The sequence below is a fragment of the Olleya sp. UBA1516 genome (genome assembly GCF_002323495.1).
Classification (GTDB): Bacteria; Bacteroidota; Bacteroidia; order Flavobacteriales; family Flavobacteriaceae; genus Olleya.
Genome location: NZ_DCQO01000012.1, coordinates 122,709 through 140,838, shown reverse-complemented (window position 1 = coordinate 140,838; position 18,130 = coordinate 122,709). Strand labels below are relative to the sequence as shown.

Below are 18,130 nucleotides of genomic sequence, written 5' to 3'. Positions count from 1 at the left end.
CTCAATAAATTAGAGGACGGATTTGACTGATTGCAACCTCATTAAAAAATGCTAAAGGCAGTGTAAACTTCCTTAGACGCTTTCGTCAAATCTATTATATACATTTTAAAAAACAAATATGGCGTATTTATTTACATCAGAGAGTGTGTCTGAAGGACACCCAGACAAAGTAGCAGATCAAATTAGTGATGCTTTAATAGATAATTTTTTAGCATTTGACAAAGACAGTAAGGTTGCTTGCGAAACTTTAGTAACAACAGGACAAGTTGTTTTAGCTGGAGAGGTTAAATCTAACACGTATTTAGACGTACAACAAATAGCAAGAGACACCATTAATAAGATTGGATATACTAAAAGTGAGTATATGTTTGATGGTAATTCTTGTGGTGTTTTTAGTGCAATACATGAGCAATCGGACGATATTAATCGTGGTGTTGACAGAGCTAGTAAGGAAGAGCAAGGTGCTGGTGACCAAGGTATGATGTTTGGTTATGCAACGCGCGAAACTGAAAACTACATGCCTTTAGCTTTAGATTTATCTCATAAAATCTTAATTGAATTAGCTGAGTTACGTCGCGAAAGCAAAGACATTACTTATTTAAGACCTGACTCTAAAAGTCAAGTTACTATTGAGTATAGTGATGATAATGTACCACAACGTATTGATGCAATTGTAGTATCAACTCAACATGACGATTTTGATGCTAACGATGAGGTTATGTTATCTAAAATCAGAAAAGACATTGTCGAGATATTAATACCTAGAGTCGTTGCTAAATTACCAGAAGCGACACAAGCATTATTTAATGACGACATCAAATACCACATTAATCCAACAGGAAAATTTGTTATTGGAGGACCTCATGGTGATACAGGATTAACAGGTCGTAAGATTATTGTTGATACTTACGGAGGAAAAGGAGCCCATGGTGGTGGTGCTTTTTCTGGAAAAGATCCAAGTAAAGTTGATAGAAGTGCTGCTTATGCAACAAGACATATTGCTAAAAATTTAGTTGCAGCAGGCGTTGCTGACGAAATTTTAGTACAAGTATCATACGCAATTGGTGTTGTTGAGCCAATGGGAATTTTTGTAGACACATACGGAACTTGTCCATTTAATATGACTGATGGAGAAATTGCACAAAAAATATCGAAGATATTTGACATGCGTCCATCTGCTATTGAAGATCGTTTAAAATTACGTAATCCAATGTATAGCGAAACAGCTGCTTATGGACATATGGGAAGACAAAATGAAACCGTGTCTAAAACATTTTCTAGACCAAATGGAGGAGACATTACCTTAGATGTTGAATTATTTACTTGGGAAAAATTAGACTACGTAGACAAAGTAAAAGCTGAGTTTGGATTATAACATCCAACTTATTTATATAAAAAAAAGCCTCTCAAATTATTTGAGAGGCTTTTTTATTTATTAGTTGGCTTTCCATTTTATTGGCAAATGCACAATTTTTTTAGTGTCAAAAAAGTCTTCTTCAAAATAATCTGATATATTATAAATAGTAGTGGTTTTATAATCCTGAAGCTCTTCCGTTAAGTCACCACCTTTAAGGTAAATTATTCCATTTTTAAGTTCGTTTTGCTGTGTTTTTGAAACTTTTCCTTTTATCCAATGTACAAACGTTGGCATTGCTGCAACAGCACGACTGATAATAAAGTCATAAGTTTCTTTAATTTCTTCTACACGACTATGGGTTACTTTAACGTTTTGCAACTCTAAACCTGCAACAACCTCTCTAACTACATTTAGTTTTTTGTTAATACTATCTACTAAATGAAATTCGCATTCAGGAAACAAAATAGCCAAAGGAATACCAGGAAAACCTCCTCCTGTCCCAACATCCATCATCGAGCTTCCATCTTTAAAATTAATAATTTTAGCAATTGCTAAAGAGTGTAGTACATGACGTAAATACAACTCGTCAATATCCTTTCTAGACACCACATTTATTTTCAAGTTCCAGTCTTGATACAAAGCTTCAAGCTTAGTAAATTGTTCTATTTGTAAAGGTGTTAAATCAGGAAAATACTTTAAAATCAGCTCCATAAACGTTTATAATTTTCGACAAAAATATGCATTTTAACACTAAAAAGGGAGCTTCTGTTTTGCTTAATTAATTATCTTTGTAATAAATATTATTTGACGGATTTTTCCGTTATAGTAAAAAGAATACAATTACAATGACAAAACAAACAGTAACGTTCTCTCGAACAGACTCTGCAAAATTTTTTAAAACACTTAATAAACGTGTCAACAATTATTTTAAAGAAAACAATATTAAAAAAACAGGAAATTGGAAGTTATACTTTAAAGCTATAGTAATGTTTACATTATTATTGGGTCCATTAGTACTTATATTAACCGTTGATCTACCAACTTGGCTACAAATTATATCTGTTATGGTTATAGGTGTAGGTATGGCTGGAGTAGGTATGAATGTAATGCACGATGCTAATCATGGGTCGTTCTCAAGCAAAAAATGGGTTAACCGTTTAATGGGTAGTAGCATCCATATTTTAGCTGGTAATGACTACAATTGGAAAGTACAACACAACGTATTACATCACACGTATACTAATATTGAAGGTCATGATGAAGATATTGACGCAGGAAGAATCATACGTTTTTCCAAGCACTCTAAATGGTTAAAGATCCACCAATATCAAAAATATTATGCGTTTTTACTGTACGGTTTACTAACTGTAAATTGGGCAATTACAACAGATTTTAAGCAAACTTATATTTACTTAAAAAGAAAATTATCTTATGGTGATTTCCCTAAACCTGCAACACAATGGACCAAATTAATCATTGGAAAAATATTGTATTACACGATTTGGGTAGTATTACCATTATCTTTAGGATATGCTTGGTGGCAAGTTTTAATTGGCTTTTTAATCATGCATTACACAGCAGGAATTATATTAAGTGTTGTGTTTCAATTAGCACACGTAATGCCTAATACAGACATGCCTTTACCAGACGAAAATGGTAACATGAAAAATACTTGGGCTATTCACCAGTTATTTACTACTTCTAACTTTTCGCCTAAAAATTGGTTAGTAGAGTTTTATACAGGTGGATTAAACAGACAAGTAGAGCATCATTTATTTGCACATATTAGCCATGTACACTACAAAAACATTGCTAATATAGTAAAAGAAACTGCTCATGAATTTAGCTTACCATACAACGAATATAACTCTATTTGGAAAGCTATTGGAGAACACTACCAACAACTAAAAATGTTAGGTCAAAAGCCTAACATGGCATAATTAATTTTTGCACAATATAACAACACACACATGAGCCAACCACTTTCTGATCGTATTTTAAACATGTCCACTTCTGCCACTTTAGCTATGGCAGCAAAAACTAGAGAGCTTAAAGCTGAAGGTAAAGACATTATTGGATTAAGCTTAGGTGAGCCAGACTTTAATACACCAGATTTTATTAAAGATGCTGCTATCCAAGCCATTAATGACAATTACAATTCATACTCTCCAGTAGATGGTTATGTAGAATTAAAAGAAGCGGTTATTACTAAATTTAAGCGTGATAACAACTTAACATACACCTTACCACAAATTGTAGTATCTACAGGAGCTAAACAAAGTTTAGCAAATATAGCTGCAGTTATGTTAAACAAAGGTGACGAGGTTATTTTACCATGTCCTTATTGGGTAAGCTACTCTGACATTGTTAAGTTAAGTGAAGGTGTACCTGTAGAAGTACAAACAAGTATTGACACAGATTTTAAAATGACTGCTGCACAATTAGAAGCTGCTATTACACCAAAAACTAAAATGTTATGGTTTAGTAGTCCTTGTAACCCAAGCGGATCATTATATAGTCAAACAGAATTAGAAGCTTTAGCTGAAGTTTTAAAAAAACATCCAAATATATACGTTGTTTCTGATGAAATATACGAACATATTAATTACACTGGAAAACCACACGCAAGTATGGCTTCTGTTGATGGCATGTTTAACAATACTATTACGGTAAACGGAGTCTCTAAAGCATTTGCAATGACTGGATGGCGTATTGGTTACATTGGTGCTCCAGATTGGATCGCACGTGCTTGTAACAAAATGCAAGGTCAAGTGACTAGTGGAGCTAATTGTATTGCACAACAAGCTGTAATTACAGCTTTAAACGCAGATCCAAGTGTTGTAAAGTTTATGATTGACGAGTTTAAAGTACGTCGTGATTTAGTTTTAGATCTACTTGGTAACATCGAAGGTTTTAATACAAATACACCAGAAGGCGCTTTTTATGTTTTTCCAGATATTTCTTATTTTTTCGGAAAAACATTAAGAGGAAAAACAATACATAACGCAACAGATTTTTCGTTATATTTATTAGAAGAAGCTTTAGTAGCAACAGTTACTGGAGAAGCTTTTGGAAATCCAAATTGCATTAGATTAAGTTATGCAGCTTCACAAAAAGAGATCACTGAAGCTATAAAGCGTATTAAAGAAGCGGTTAGTTAATTAACCCACTACATATTACTTATAAAAAAAGCTTCACAATTGTGAAGCTTTTTTTATTAAATACTTTTTCTTTTTGTCAAAATAAAATAGATCCATTTAAACTTATAGTAAACACCTAAACCTATAAAAAGAAACACTAAATAGTATAACCATTTATAATCTGTGTCAGATTGGTATCCATAATATTGTTTTAATAAAAATAACACTGATGCTAATGCGTAAAATACTAACGCAAATACTAAGTTTTTCATAAAGGGAAAATTTAATAACTAAATAAAAAAAGCAAGGTTTAATTAGACATGAGTTTAAATCTAAAAAAATAAACTAACATTACTTTATTTACACTAAATATATAAAAATAGATAACATAACAGCCAAAGTTATAATAAGTAATACTATTTGTTTGACACGTCTCAACTTATGCTCTTTCTTAAGCTTATTGCGTAACAACGCTATATCTTTATCTGATGCTTTTGGTAAATTGTATTTTGTTTTTTCTTTAGAATTACTAACAAAACTAAAAGATTTCTCTTTTCGTTTTGCTAACATATTTCTATTACTTTTTAATGATTGGTTGGCAGCCATCATTGATCCTTCTCCACCCATAAAATCTATAATTTAGACTGAATATTTTCAGAAATTAAACATTGAAATCTTTTTTAGCAAACCATTATACATTAGTTGCTATCAAAATTATTATATAAAAAAAGCTGCTTTATATATATGTAGCAGCTTTTTATAAAATGTTACATTCCTGATTAAAGAAAATAACGATAGACTAATAGAAATTAAATAATAGCGAGAATTATCATGACTACAAACAATAACAGTTTAAGTGATGTAGCAACTGTACAACAGCTTTTATTATAAGACCAACTTTTTAGACGTTGCTTACTGCTAAATAAAGATTTAGACGAAATGTTTTTAAAATTACTTATTACAATAGACTTGTAATTAGAATTTAAAATCCCAGAATAATTATTTAATGTAGTTACTGAGTCCGTTTGTAAAGACTGTGTGTTAATTGATAATGCCATGATTGATTGATGTATTGGTTATATAATAAAGACGAAGTAGACTTTAAAATGTTACAGTACAACCCAAAAAAACAACAAGACTATTTAGAAAACTATCTATTTCTCCAGAAAAAAGGCGTCAACAAAATCAATACAGTAAACAACTCTAAACGACCAATTAACATTAAAAAACTACACCACCATTTACCAACAGCTGGTAGTGCTGCATAATTATTTACTGGTCCAAATTGACCTAAAGCAGGACCAACGTTTCCTAAGCTTGAGGCTGCAATACCAATAGAGGATTCAAAATTAATACCCATCATAGAAAAACCTAAGGCACCAATTATAAAAGCAATCATGTATAAAATAAAAAAGCCTAGAATATTAAATACAATATCTCCTGATATAGCTCTTTTATTATATCGTACTGGTAAAATAGCATTAGGATGCAAAGTACGTTTAAACTCTAAAAATCCATTTTTAATTAATACTAAATGACGCACTACTTTTACACCTCCTGCTGTACTTCCTGCAGAGCCACCTAAAAACATTAGCCCAAAGAAAAATACCACCAAAAATGGTGTCCACAATGTATAGTCTGCTGTTACAAAACCTGTAGTAGTAATTACAGATAGTACTTGGAACAAAGCGTGTCTAAAAGCACTTTCGGCTTTACCCCAAACCATTGGATGGTCTATAGAAGATATCGTTAAATCTGCTCTAAAATAAATAATTAACGCAGCAATTATTGTAAATATAGCTACAAATTTAAAGTACAGTTTAAACTCTTCATCATGTATCACTTTTTGAACTTTTCCTTTAAAAGCAAAATAACTTAGTACAAAGTTAGAACCTGCTAAAAACATAAAAGCGATAATAATATATTGTATAACTGGTTGATTATTCCAGTAAGCAACACTTGCATTTTTAGTAGAAAAACCACCAGTAGACAACGTACACATGGAGTGATTTATGGCATCAAAAAAGCTCATTCCTGCCACTTGAAGCAAAATAGTTTCTGCTGCTGTATAACCAAAATAGATTAACCACAAACGCTTTGCAGTATCTGTAATTCTAGGATGTAATTTATCTGCACTAGGTCCAGGTGCTTCAGCTGCAAATAACTGCATACCTCCAATTCCCAGTAATGGTAATATGGCAACTGCTAAAACAATAATACCCATACCACCAATCCAATGGGTTAAACTTCTCCAAAACAAAACCCCTTTAGGTACAATTTCTATATCATTTAAAATGGATGCTCCAGTGGTTGTAAAACCAGACATGGTTTCAAAAAAAGCGTTTGTAAAGTTAGGAATTGCTCCTGTGGCTAAATACGGAACTGCACCTGATAAGGACATAACAATCCACCCAAAAGCTACAACAATGTAACCTTCACGCTTATTCATTTCTTTATTATGGTTACGATGATTAATCATCCCTAAAAGCCCAAAAATCAAAATCCCTAAACCTGAAGACACCAATTGTAAAGTCACACCATCCTGATAAATTAAACTTACCAAAGCGGACAGCAAAATAAAACCACCATTAAAGACTAATAGTAGACCAAAAAAATAAAATATAATCTTGTAGTTAAGCCTTAAGCGTTTTCCCATTATAAAAATAGTTTTTCAACTTCCTTAATTGATCGTGGTAAACAACATACCACAATATAATCGCCTTCTTTTATTCTAAAACTACCTAATGCGATCAATCCTTTACCGTTTCTGATAACACCACCAACAATTGCAGATCTAGGAAACTCGACATCTTTAATTAACTTATTGCAAATTTTTGAAGTAGGCTTAACCTTAAACTCTAACAACTCGGCATTCATGTTGTTAAGTTTAGTCATTGCAATAACTTCACCTTTACGTATGTATCTAAAAATGTTATTGGCAGCTAAAAGTTTTTTATTAATTAGCGTATCAATACCAATAGATTGGGATAACTCAAAGTAATCCATGTTTTCTACTAAGGCAATTGTCTTTTTAACACCCTTAGATTTAGCAACAAGGCAGGACATGATATTAGTCTCAGAATTACCAGTTACAGATATAAAAGCATCCATTTCGCTAATATTTTCTTCTTCTAACAATTCAACATTACGACCATCTCCATTAATAACTAAAACTTTAGGTAAGTCGTCCGCTAAATCAAAAGCTATATCTTTATTATTCTCTATTAATTTTACATTAAACCCGCTTAAAGACAAATCTCTAGAGGTTTTAAAACCAATTTTACTACCACCTAAAATCATGACATCCTTAACAGGTGTATTTGTTTTACCTGTCATTTTACACAACTCATCACCTCCTCCTGCACAAGTAATAAATACTGCATTATCACCTTCTCTAAACTCGGTATCACCTCTAGGTATAATAGTATATTGCGTACCAAAACGTTGTATTGCAATTGGCACAAAATGTATTTCCGAAAATGATTCGGCAGCCTCTTTTACTGTTTTACCAACAAAACCTGCTGTTCTGGTCAAACTTAAACTAACCATTGTTAGTGCACCACCTTCAAACTCATAACTATCCTTAAAGGCAGATTGATTTAAAAGCAACTCAATTTCTGCAGCAGCTAAACTTTCTGGCGAAATCAGCTCGTCAATACCAAATCGGGTAAAACCAACCTCATCTTTATGTTTAATAAACTCTGTATTAGAAATTCTAGCAATCGTACGTTTAGCACCTAATTGCTTTGCTAATACACAGACTGTAATATTTGTAGTTTCGGATGCTGTTACGCCAATTAATAAATCGGCACGATCTATTTTAGCTTCTTTTAAAATAGCAATGGATGTTGCATCACCTTTTAAGACTTTAATATCCAAATGGTTATCTGCATAAGACAAACTGTCTCTATCTGTATCAATAAGTGTAATTTCTTGAGACTCGTAAGACAATAATTTTGCTAAATGAAATCCAACTTCACCAGCTCCAGCAATAATTATTTTCATAGTTTCTTTAATAAACGGAGTGCAAAGATAATTAATTTAAAGATTTAAGGGTCAATTATTTATTCTTTTGAAGTTTTACAGACTATTATATATGCATTATCTTTGTAAAAAAATTGATTTTGACAAAAGTAAATCCATACAAAGATAGCGACTTAGGAAAGAAAGAACAGGTAACTAAAATGTTTGATACCATTTCTGGTGAATATGATGGTTTAAACCGAGTAATTTCTTTTGGAATAGATATTAAATGGCGAAAAAAAGTAGTTGACATTGTTAAAGCTACTAATCCAGATAATGTTTTAGATATTGCCACAGGAACTGGTGATTTAGCTATTAACCTTGCTGAAACTAGCGCAAAAAAAATTATTGGTTTAGACATTAGTAGTGGTATGCTAGAAGTTGGAAAGCTTAAAATAAAAGCTAAAAAACTAGATCAAAAAATTGATATGGTTATTGGTGATTCCGAAAACATGCCTTTTGACGACAATACCTTTGATGCCATTACTGTTGCTTTTGGAGTGCGTAACTTTGAAACTTTAGAAAATGGTCTAAAAGACATTTTACGTGTTTTAAAACCAGGTGGTATTTTTGTTATTTTAGAAACTTCTGTACCAACTAAGTTTCCGTTTAAACAAGGGTATCAATTCCATTCTAAAGTTATTTTACCTACCGTCGGAAAATTATTTTCTAAGGACAAAACAGCTTACAAATATTTAAGCGAAAGCGCTAATGCGTTTCCATATGGAGAGGCTTTAAACAATATTTTACGTAAAATTGGGTTTAGTAATGTTACAGACATGCCTCAGACATTTGGTGTTGCTACAATTTACAAAGCATTTAAAAAATAATGAATACAAAACATATATCAACCTTACTGATTGCTCTATTTTTAGCCACAGCTTCTCAAGCGCAGCTTTTCACTAAAGAAAAAGTAAAAAACCTAGAAACTGTAGATAAAGCAACATTAAGTTGGGGTTATTATTTAGGATTTAATAACTTAGATTTTAAATTTGACTACAATAATAATCTTGGCGATATACAAACAGAACGCACGATTGGTTTTAATGTAGGTTTGTTAGGTAACGTACGTATTAACGATTATTTTGATGTCCGTTTTGAACCAGGTTTGGTAATCTCGCAACGTAACCTGATGTATCCAGAAAACTATTTTGACGGTTTTGACGAAGAGATTACAGACTCGGATTTACTACGTGAGGTAAAGTCAACCTATGTATACTTTCCGCTATTACTTAAAATGTCGACTAAACGCATTAATAACTTCAAACCATTTGTTTTAGCAGGTGTATCCACTGCTATTAACTTGTCCAGTAACGAGAAAAACCCAGACGACAACTCGGCTGGAGATTTTAGAATGGTAAAAAATATGCAGTTTTTTGAGCTTGGTTTTGGTATAGATTTTTACTTAGACCGCTTTAAGTTTACACCTTCCATTAGAGGTGTTTTTGCAATGCAAGACGAGCTAGTTAGAGACAAAGATATTAACAGTCCTTGGACAGGTAATATTAGTCAAATGCAAACACGTGGTATTTTTATCAATTTTACTGTTCAATAAAAACTTAAGTTATTTAGCTTTAAAAAATTAACGCCTAAACTCACTTAACAAAATAGCTCCAGCAGTGGCTACATTTAAACTTTCTGTTGCTTGAAGATCTCCAAATCTTGGAATACTAATTTTATCTGTTACGCTAGCTTCAATTATTGAAGATATTCCGTTGGCTTCATTTCCTAAAACTAAAACCCCATTTTTTGGCAACTCTGTTTGGTACACATTTTTACCATCCATAAAGGCTCCAAACACAGGCACATCGACTTCTTTTAAATAAATGCTTAAGTCGGTATAAACAATATTTACTCTAGTCAAAGATCCCATAGTTGCCTGCACTACTTTTGGATTATAACAATCCACAGTTTTAAGACTACATACTAATTGTTTGATTCCAAACCAATCACACAAACGTATAATGGTACCTAAATTACCAGGATCGCGTATATCATCCAACGCCAATATCAGACCTTGGTTTATTATAGTGTCAGTTTCTGGAATTTTAAAAATAGCTAAGGCTGTATTAGGCGTAGTTAAACAGCTAATTTTTTTTAAATCAGCTTCGGACACGATGCTTTCGTTTTCTACATTAAAGGTCTCTGTTGTAAATAAATCCACAAGTTTAAAAGTAGAGTTTAAAAACTCTTTGATGACTTTTCCGCCTTCAGCAATAAATAAACCTTCTTGTTGTCTATATTTTTTTTGCTTTAAACGCGTTATATTTTTAATTTGATTTTTAGAAAGCACGCTTTTAATATTTTTTTATAAAGAAAAAGAAAAAAAAGGAGTTCGCATTTGTGTGTTTCTATTTATTTAAAATTTATTTGTTCAATAAATAGTGTATTTTTGAATATGATGTATATACAGTACATCAAATCAGTAATAAACACCCTTATTATTTAGTATTCTTTTGAAAAAAATTCAATTTAAAATAATAGTTTTAATAGCAATTACCATGTTGTTTAATGCTTGTGACTCCGTTAAACGAGTAGCTCAAAACCAGCATCTATTAACTAAAAACACGATAACTATTAATGGAGAAAGTGTAACAAATGATACAATATCTAGTTTGTTTTACCAAAAACCAAACTCTAGATTACCTATACCATTTACAACAATACCATTAAAGCTTTATATATATAATAGTGCTAGACCAAATATTGATTCTGTTTTAAATGCAAGATTTTATAGCAATCCAAAAAAGATGGCACGTAAATCTAAATTACTGTCAAGAAAACAATTGGATAAATATTTAGACTCTAAAAAAAGTTTTAACAGTTGGTTAAAACGTACTGGAGAGGCACCTGTTATTATTGACACAGCATTAACTAATAAATCCTTAGTAAGGATAGAAAACTATTACAAAACTAACGGTTGGTTTAATGCCACAGCAGACTATAAAATTAATAAAGGTGACGACAAAAAAGCGACAATTGATTATACTATCCAAACAAAAAACGCTTATAAGTTTGACACAGTTGCTTCCAATATTAAATCTCCCGTAGTCGAAAAAATCTACAACCAGTTTAAAGACCAATCACTAATTAAATCTGGGTCACAATACCGTATTAACAACGTTTATAATGAAGCAGACCGTATTGTAGAACTAATGCGTGATAATGGTGTTTATCACTTTAGTCAAGATTATATAGAGTTTGAAGGCGATACCATTTTTGGTACCAACAAAATGAATATTGAAACCATTATTGAAAACCGATTAATTAGAGAAGAAGACGTTTCTAGACGAGAGCCTTTTAAAATTTTCAAGGTAAAGGATGTCAATATTTATACCAATAGCTCATTTAAAAACAGAAACCAATCTACAAACGACACCACTTATTACGATGGTTATAATATCTATAGTATTGGTAAATTAAAGTACAAACCAAGAGCATTAACAAACTCGGTATTTATAACACCAAACACTGTTTTTAAAGACAAAAACAGACCGTTAACATCAAGAAAAATAAGTGATTTACGCACGTTTAAATATCCAAACATTACTTATGTAGAAAATCCAGACACGACGTTAACCGCTAATATATTTTTAACACCTTTAAAAAAGTTTGAGTTAGAGTTTAGCGCAGAAGCACTACAAAGTAACATACAAACCATTGGTTTTTCTATTAATCCAAGCTTATTAATTAGAAACGTTTTTAATGCTGCCGAGACTTTGGAAATTTCTGGATTCACATCCATTGGTTCCTCCAAGGATGCTAGCAATATAAAAGATCAGTTTTTTGATATTAACGAGATTGGAGCCAACCTAAAACTTACCATTCCAAGATTATTCTCTCCTTTTAATACAGAGAAAATCATACCTAAGTACATGTTTCCTAGCACAAGCCTTACAGTAGCAACATCTAGTCAAACTAACATAGGTTTAGACAAGCAAACCTTTACAGGATCATTTAATTACAGATGGTATCCCAATAATACTATAACTAGCAAATTAGATTTATTTAATATCCAATTTGTAAAAAACCTTAATACTGCTAACTATTTTAATGTCTATGATAATTCATTTGATTCTTTAAATGAAATTGCACAAACCTCAGGATTTATTAATTCTAGCCAAAATTTAGGCATACCTACTCAAGCCAATAACTTTTTAGATCAAGTAGCAAGTGGATCCTACAACACCATACTATCCAATGACGATATAGATACCGTAAATGCTATAAATGAAAGAAAACAAAGACTAACAGAAGACAACCTTATTTTTGCAACTAGTTTCAGTTTTACTAAAGACAGAAGAGACAACTTAGGTGATGAGGATTTTTCAATATTTAAATCACGTTTAGAATTAGCAGGAAATTTCTTTTCACTAACCTCTAAAGTTTTAGGATTACAAAAAAATGTAAACGGAAAATACGAAATGTTTAATGTTGCTTATTCGCAATATGCTAAAGTAGAATTAGACTATATCAAACATTGGAGTTTAGGGTACAAAAACGTACTAGCTTTTCGTACCTTTTTTGGAATAGCAATACCTTATGGCAACTCTACAAACATACCGTTTTCTAAAAGTTTTTTTGCTGGTGGAGCTAATGATAACAGAGCTTGGTCAGCCTATAACTTAGGACCTGGTAGCTTAGAAACCTCAAACGAGTTTAATGAGGCCAACCTAAAAATAGCCATAAGTGCAGAACAACGATTTAACTTATTTGGACCACTTAATGGAGCCATTTTTGTTGACACAGGAAACATCTGGAATGTCTTTGACGACATAGACCAAGATGAGGCAACACTATCAGGCTTTGACTCGCTTAAAGATATTGCAGTAGGTTCTGGTTTTGGACTTAGATATGACTTTAACTTTTTTGTACTTCGTGGTGACATAGGCTTTAAAACCTACGATCCATCCTATCCAATAGGCAACAGATGGTTTAATGATTACAATTTTGCAAACGCAGTTTATAACATCGGAATCAACTATCCTTTCTAGTATAAATTAGCACTTAAGCTAAAACGTTTGCGTGGTTTTATAGTTATTTAGACTTAAAATTTAGCAATTTTCATTACTTTTGAAGCTATACAAATTCAACTAAAAAAAATTAAAATGGCTCATAATATCAAACCAGGAGTTGCTACTGGAAAAGAAGTTCAAGAAATTTTTAAACTTGCTAAAGACAAAGGATTTGCTCTTCCAGCAGTAAACGTAATAGGATCAGACACTATTAATGGTGTGTTAGAAACTGCAGCAGCATTAAACGCTCCAGTAATCATACAATTCTCAAATGGAGGTGCACAATTTAACGCAGGAAAAGGCTTAAGTAACGAAAATCAAAAGGCAGCAATTGCAGGATCTATAGCAGGTGCAAAACACGTCCACTTAATGGCAGAAGCCTATGGTGTACCTGTAATTTTACATACAGACCACTGTGCAAAAAAACTATTACCTTGGATAGACGGTTTATTAGATGCTAGTGAGCAACACTTTAAAGAAACTGGAAAATCATTATACAGCTCGCACATGATTGATTTAAGTGAAGAACCACTTGAAGAAAACATAGAAATCTGTAAACAATACCTTGCCAGAATGAGCAAAATGGGTATGACCTTAGAAATCGAGTTAGGTATTACTGGAGGAGAAGAAGATGGTGTAGACAATAGTGATGTAGACGAGTCTAAGTTATACACACAACCAGAAGAAGTAGCCTATGCCTATGAAGAGCTTAGCAAAGTAAGTGACCAGTTTACAATCGCAGCAGCTTTTGGAAACGTACATGGTGTATACAAACCAGGAAACGTAAAATTAACACCAAAAATCTTAAAAAACTCTCAAGAGTTTTTATCAAAAAAACACAACTTACCACACAACCATATTGACTTTGTATTTCATGGTGGATCAGGATCTACTCTAGAAGAAATCAGAGAAGCTATAGGTTACGGAGTTATAAAAATGAATATTGACACAGACATGCAATACGCATTCATGTCAGGAGTAAGAGATTACATGGCAGAAAAATCAGACTACCTACAATCACAAATAGGTAATCCAGATGGACCAGAATCTCCAAACAAAAAATATTACGACCCACGCGTTTGGTTACGCAAAGGAGAAGTAACGTTTGTAGAGCGTCTTAAAAAAGCATTCGAAGACTTAAACAACGTTAACACACTATAAAATAATTTTGGCGTTACCCAAGGGTCGGGCTTTCCGTTATATCTTTTTTGAAAAAAGACAAAAAAGGATGCCACTACAATCCCTAACGCAACCAACATAATTACATAAAATAAAATTCCGTTTAAACTGATTAACCTCAGCACTAAACGGAATTTTTTTATCCCCAAAAAGCAATAAAAAAACAGATAGAGACATCAATTTTTGAGATTGATTAATAAAAAATGTAATTTTGTACGCTTGTATAAAGCAAACTAAAACTAAAATTAGAATAGATTACTAGAAAACATCTACTAATCTTAATCCCAAAATAGTAAATCAATATGGCTTGGTTTAAAAGAAAAGAAAAAGGAATAACAACCGAAACTGCAGAGAAAAAAGACATTCCAAAAGGATTGTGGTACAAATCTCCAACAGGAAAAATAGTAGACTCTAAAGAGCTAGAAAAAAACTTTTACGTAAGCCCAGAAGATGGTTACCACGTAAGGATAGGAAGCAAAGAGTATTTTGAAATACTATTTGATGACAATAAATTTAAGGAGTTAGACGCAAATCTAACCTCGAAAGACCCATTAAAATTTGAGGATACAAAAAAATATCCAGACCGTTTAAAAGCTGCCGAAGCTAAAACAAACCTTAAAGACGCTGTACGTTGTGCAGTTGGTAAGTCTAAAGGTCAGGATTTAGTAATCGCATGTATGGACTTTGCTTTTATTGGAGGATCAATGGGTAGTGTTGTAGGAGAAAAAATAGCTCGTGCTGCAGAGTATTCTTTAAAACACAATGTACCATTAATGGTCATCTCTAAATCAGGAGGAGCACGTATGATGGAAGCAGCATTATCTTTAATGCAATTAGCAAAAACATCGGCAAGACTTGGACAACTAGCAGATGCAGGTATACCATACATATCGTTAGCAACAGACCCAACAACAGGTGGTACAACAGCATCATTTGCTATGTTAGGTGATATTAACATCTCAGAGCCTGGTGCATTAATTGGATTTGCAGGACCACGTGTTGTGCGTGATACAACAGGACAAGAGTTACCAGAAGGTTTCCAAACCTCAGAGTTTTTGTTAGAACATGGTTTTCTAGATTTTATTACACAACGTAAAGATTTAAAAAACAGAGTCAACCAATATATAGACTTAATTACAAATAAGCCATTAAGAGCTTAATTGATAAACCATAGAAAAAGCCTTACTTATTTAGTAAGGCTTTTTTATTATTTAGCATCTTTAATGTCTTTATTCAAATGATCCAAAAACAAAATACCATTTAAGTGATCTATCTCATGCTGAAAAATTACGGATGTAAAATCTGCAACATCTTCCGTTACATGCTCGGCATTCAATGTGTCATATTCAATTGTAATAACTTTAGATCGTGTATTTAAGGTTTCAGCACGATTAGGAATCGATAAGCAACCTTCTCTCCTAGTCTGCTTTTCTTCAGAATAATTAATAATTTTCGGGTTAAGATAAACCTCAAAAGGTGCATCATCTTTATCAAAACGCTGTACCCAAATAATATTTTTTAATATTCCAACTTGTGGTGCTGCAATACCAACACCTAAGGACATACTATCTCTAACGGTTGCAAACAAACGATTAGTAAAATGTTTTAAAGTTATATCATTTGGATCTGGTTTAACATATCCACTTTGTTGTCTTAATAAAATGGAATCATTAGTATTATTAATCTTAAATACACGCATGGGTTGATCAGACTCTAAAGCAGTTATTAATGCGACTTGATTTTTAGTAAAATTACCAGGCTTTAAATCCTTTTGATTAGCACAACTTACTAATACAAAAACAATAAATAACACATTTATGATGGGTCTCATTACTGTTGTAGTTTTAAATAATAATAATAATAATAACACATTGGATTAAGCTGTTTTAAAATAAACTAAAAATTGACTTCCAATATTAACTTGACTTTTAAATTCTATCTTACCTCCTATGGATTCCACTTGACTTTTTGTAATAAATAAACCTAAACCTCTTGCGTTTTTATTGTTATGAAATGTTTGATACAACGAAAACATTTTATCACCATACTTATTCATATCCAAACCTAAACCATTGTCTTTAACACTCAAAACAATAAAGTCGTCTTGAACACAAGTGCTTAATACTACTTCAGATTGTTTGTTAGCATCTCTATACTTTATGGCATTGGTCAACAAATTAAGGATTATACTATCCAAATACGCTTCAACAGCAACCACCTTAACATTGTCGGTAACTAAATTTTTAATCTGGCAAGCATTATTTTTAGCCAATGCATTAACACTATATATTGCATTGGTAATGTATTTACCAAGATGTAACGGTTTTAAATCTTCGTTTTCAAACCAAGTAGACTCTGCAATACTTTTTAAATGTTTTACCGTTTCATTTAAATTGGTAATCGCTTCATTTAAGTAAATAAAACTTTCATTTGTTTTAATTTCGGGCACTTCATTTTTTGTAAATTTGGCCAAAGTCTTTAAATTTCCAGCATGTGTACTTAAATTATGAGAAATTATCCTAGAAAAATTTAATAACCTTTCATTTTGTTCTTTAATAACTTCTGTAAAAACCTCTTTTTCACTCTCAACCTTTTTTAAATCGGTCACGTCCTGTATTTGAGATATAAAATACTTTGGTGCTCCCTTTTCATTTTTAACTAAAGACACAGATAATTGTGCCCAAATAATACTCCCATTTTTAGCAAAGTATCTTTTTGGCAAAGTATAACTATTAATCACACCACTTTTTAACTTGTCAAGCCTATCCAAATCAATATCTAAATCTTCCTTATGGGTAATATCCTGAAACGTTAAGTCTAACAGGTCTGCTTCAGTATAGCCAAAAAGGTCACAAATACTTTTATTAACTTTTATCCATTTACCATCCAATCCTACAATTGCAATACCATGATAAGCATGATTAAAAACATCAGGCAAAAAATTGGATTTCAGATCTTCTAGGCTCTCTTTGTACATGGCAATATAATATTGACCTAAAAATAGTTCATACTGTATTTTTAAAAAAATTTTAGAAGAATTTGTTTTAAAAATTACGAAATCATTAAAAATAACTATATTTGCGGCTCGAAAGATAAACTTTCGTGTACATAACAATCATTTATAATAATATTAGAATGTATTTAGATCAAAAAGAAAAAGAAGAAATTTTTACTAAACACGGTAAAAATGCAAAGGACACAGGTACTGCAGAAGGGCAAATAGCTTTATTTACTTACCGTATCAACCACTTAACTGAGCACTTAAAGAAAAATCGTAAAGATTATAACACTGAGCGTTCTTTAGTAAAACTAGTAGGAAAAAGAAGAAGCTTACTAGATTACTTAACTAAGAAAGATATCTTAAGATATCGTGCAATTATTAAAGAATTAGGATTAAGAAAATAATCATAATATAA

General features: G+C 31.9%; 18 protein-coding genes. 9 read left to right on the top strand and 9 right to left on the bottom strand.

All coding sequences use genetic code 11. The annotated features are described in order from the left end of the window. Positions 1-118: 118 nt before the first annotated feature. Positions 119-1,375 (top strand): methionine adenosyltransferase, encoded by a 1,257-nt coding sequence (metK, locus tag B2989_RS08085; protein ID WP_292947018.1) that lies wholly within the window; start codon positions 119-121, stop codon positions 1,373-1,375. A 60-nt stretch (positions 1,376-1,435) separates the two neighbouring features. Here metK and rsmG read toward each other — a convergent pair whose 3' ends face one another. Beyond that, positions 1,436-2,068 carry a 16S rRNA (guanine(527)-N(7))-methyltransferase RsmG gene (rsmG, locus tag B2989_RS08080; RefSeq protein ID WP_145006193.1) on the bottom strand — a complete coding sequence of 211 codons (633 nt, stop codon included), beginning with the start codon at positions 2,066-2,068 and terminating at the stop codon, positions 1,436-1,438. A 134-nt stretch (positions 2,069-2,202) separates the two neighbouring features. Here rsmG and B2989_RS08075 point away from each other — a divergent pair, with 134 nt between their 5' ends. Both B2989_RS08075 and B2989_RS08070 read left to right on the top strand, forming a co-directional pair. Next, positions 2,203-3,297 carry a fatty acid desaturase family protein gene (locus B2989_RS08075; RefSeq protein ID WP_145006190.1) on the top strand — a complete coding sequence of 365 codons (1,095 nt, stop codon included), beginning with the start codon at positions 2,203-2,205 and terminating at the stop codon, positions 3,295-3,297. A 30-nt stretch (positions 3,298-3,327) separates the two neighbouring features. Further along, positions 3,328-4,518: a pyridoxal phosphate-dependent aminotransferase gene (locus B2989_RS08070; RefSeq protein WP_292947012.1), complete on the top strand. Its 1,191-nt coding sequence runs from the start codon at positions 3,328-3,330 to the stop codon at positions 4,516-4,518. 56 nt (positions 4,519-4,574) lie between these two features. Here B2989_RS08070 and B2989_RS08065 read toward each other — a convergent pair whose 3' ends face one another. The 5 genes from B2989_RS08065 to trkA all read right to left on the bottom strand — a co-directional run bounded on the left by B2989_RS08065 (position 4,575) and on the right by trkA (position 8,502). Further along, on the bottom strand, positions 4,575-4,769 hold the full coding sequence (locus tag B2989_RS08065; RefSeq protein WP_292947009.1) for a hypothetical protein: 195 nt from the start codon (positions 4,767-4,769) through the stop codon (positions 4,575-4,577). Between the two features lie 88 nt (positions 4,770-4,857). Further along, on the bottom strand, positions 4,858-5,124 hold the full coding sequence (locus B2989_RS08060; protein ID WP_292947007.1) for a hypothetical protein: 267 nt from the start codon (positions 5,122-5,124) through the stop codon (positions 4,858-4,860). A 182-nt stretch (positions 5,125-5,306) separates the two neighbouring features. Next, entirely contained in the window at positions 5,307-5,555 is a 249-nt protein-coding gene (locus B2989_RS08055; RefSeq protein ID WP_145006180.1) for a hypothetical protein, read from the bottom strand. A gap of 92 nt (positions 5,556-5,647) precedes the next feature. Continuing rightward, positions 5,648-7,153 carry a TrkH family potassium uptake protein gene (locus B2989_RS08050; RefSeq protein ID WP_145006177.1) on the bottom strand — a complete coding sequence of 502 codons (1,506 nt, stop codon included), beginning with the start codon at positions 7,151-7,153 and terminating at the stop codon, positions 5,648-5,650. Continuing rightward, positions 7,153-8,502 (bottom strand): Trk system potassium transporter TrkA, encoded by a 1,350-nt coding sequence (gene trkA / locus B2989_RS08045; protein WP_145006175.1) that lies wholly within the window; start codon positions 8,500-8,502, stop codon positions 7,153-7,155. The genes B2989_RS08050 and trkA overlap by 1 nt, the downstream gene beginning before the upstream one ends. A gap of 119 nt (positions 8,503-8,621) precedes the next feature. On the opposite strand from trkA, the gene ubiE reads away from it, so the two are divergent. Together ubiE and B2989_RS08035 are read left to right on the top strand one after the other, a co-directional pair. Further along, positions 8,622-9,350: a bifunctional demethylmenaquinone methyltransferase/2-methoxy-6-polyprenyl-1,4-benzoquinol methylase UbiE gene (gene ubiE / locus B2989_RS08040; protein WP_145006172.1), complete on the top strand. Its 729-nt coding sequence runs from the start codon at positions 8,622-8,624 to the stop codon at positions 9,348-9,350. Continuing rightward, complete coding sequence (locus B2989_RS08035; RefSeq protein WP_145006170.1) at positions 9,350-10,075, top strand: porin family protein; 726 nt, start codon at positions 9,350-9,352, stop codon at positions 10,073-10,075. The genes ubiE and B2989_RS08035 overlap by 1 nt, the downstream gene beginning before the upstream one ends. A gap of 27 nt (positions 10,076-10,102) precedes the next feature. Here B2989_RS08035 and B2989_RS08030 read toward each other — a convergent pair whose 3' ends face one another. Beyond that, positions 10,103-10,813, bottom strand: a complete 711-nt coding sequence (locus tag B2989_RS08030; RefSeq protein ID WP_292946997.1) for a TrmH family RNA methyltransferase — start codon at positions 10,811-10,813, stop codon at positions 10,103-10,105. 163 nt (positions 10,814-10,976) lie between these two features. On the opposite strand from B2989_RS08030, the gene B2989_RS08025 reads away from it, so the two are divergent. The 3 genes from B2989_RS08025 to accD all read left to right on the top strand — a co-directional run bounded on the left by B2989_RS08025 (position 10,977) and on the right by accD (position 15,874). Beyond that, positions 10,977-13,514: a BamA/TamA family outer membrane protein gene (locus tag B2989_RS08025; protein ID WP_348661232.1), complete on the top strand. Its 2,538-nt coding sequence runs from the start codon at positions 10,977-10,979 to the stop codon at positions 13,512-13,514. Between the two features lie 114 nt (positions 13,515-13,628). Then, the gene (fbaA, locus tag B2989_RS08020; protein ID WP_292946994.1) at positions 13,629-14,696 is read left to right on the top strand and encodes a class II fructose-bisphosphate aldolase; all 1,068 of its coding nucleotides are present in this window, start codon (positions 13,629-13,631) and stop codon (positions 14,694-14,696) included. Positions 14,697-15,016: 320 nt separating this feature from the next. Continuing rightward, entirely contained in the window at positions 15,017-15,874 is an 858-nt protein-coding gene (gene accD / locus B2989_RS08015; protein WP_145006161.1) for an acetyl-CoA carboxylase, carboxyltransferase subunit beta, read from the top strand. A gap of 47 nt (positions 15,875-15,921) precedes the next feature. Here accD and def read toward each other — a convergent pair whose 3' ends face one another. Continuing rightward, positions 15,922-16,545, bottom strand: a complete 624-nt coding sequence (gene def, locus B2989_RS08010) for a peptide deformylase (RefSeq protein WP_292946989.1) — start codon at positions 16,543-16,545, stop codon at positions 15,922-15,924. A gap of 45 nt (positions 16,546-16,590) precedes the next feature. Then, positions 16,591-17,691 (bottom strand): sensor histidine kinase, encoded by a 1,101-nt coding sequence (locus B2989_RS08005; protein WP_292946986.1) that lies wholly within the window; start codon positions 17,689-17,691, stop codon positions 16,591-16,593. Between the two features lie 158 nt (positions 17,692-17,849). Here B2989_RS08005 and rpsO point away from each other — a divergent pair, with 158 nt between their 5' ends. Next, entirely contained in the window at positions 17,850-18,119 is a 270-nt protein-coding gene (gene rpsO / locus B2989_RS08000) for a 30S ribosomal protein S15 (protein WP_145006839.1), read from the top strand. Positions 18,120-18,130 lie beyond the last annotated feature (11 nt).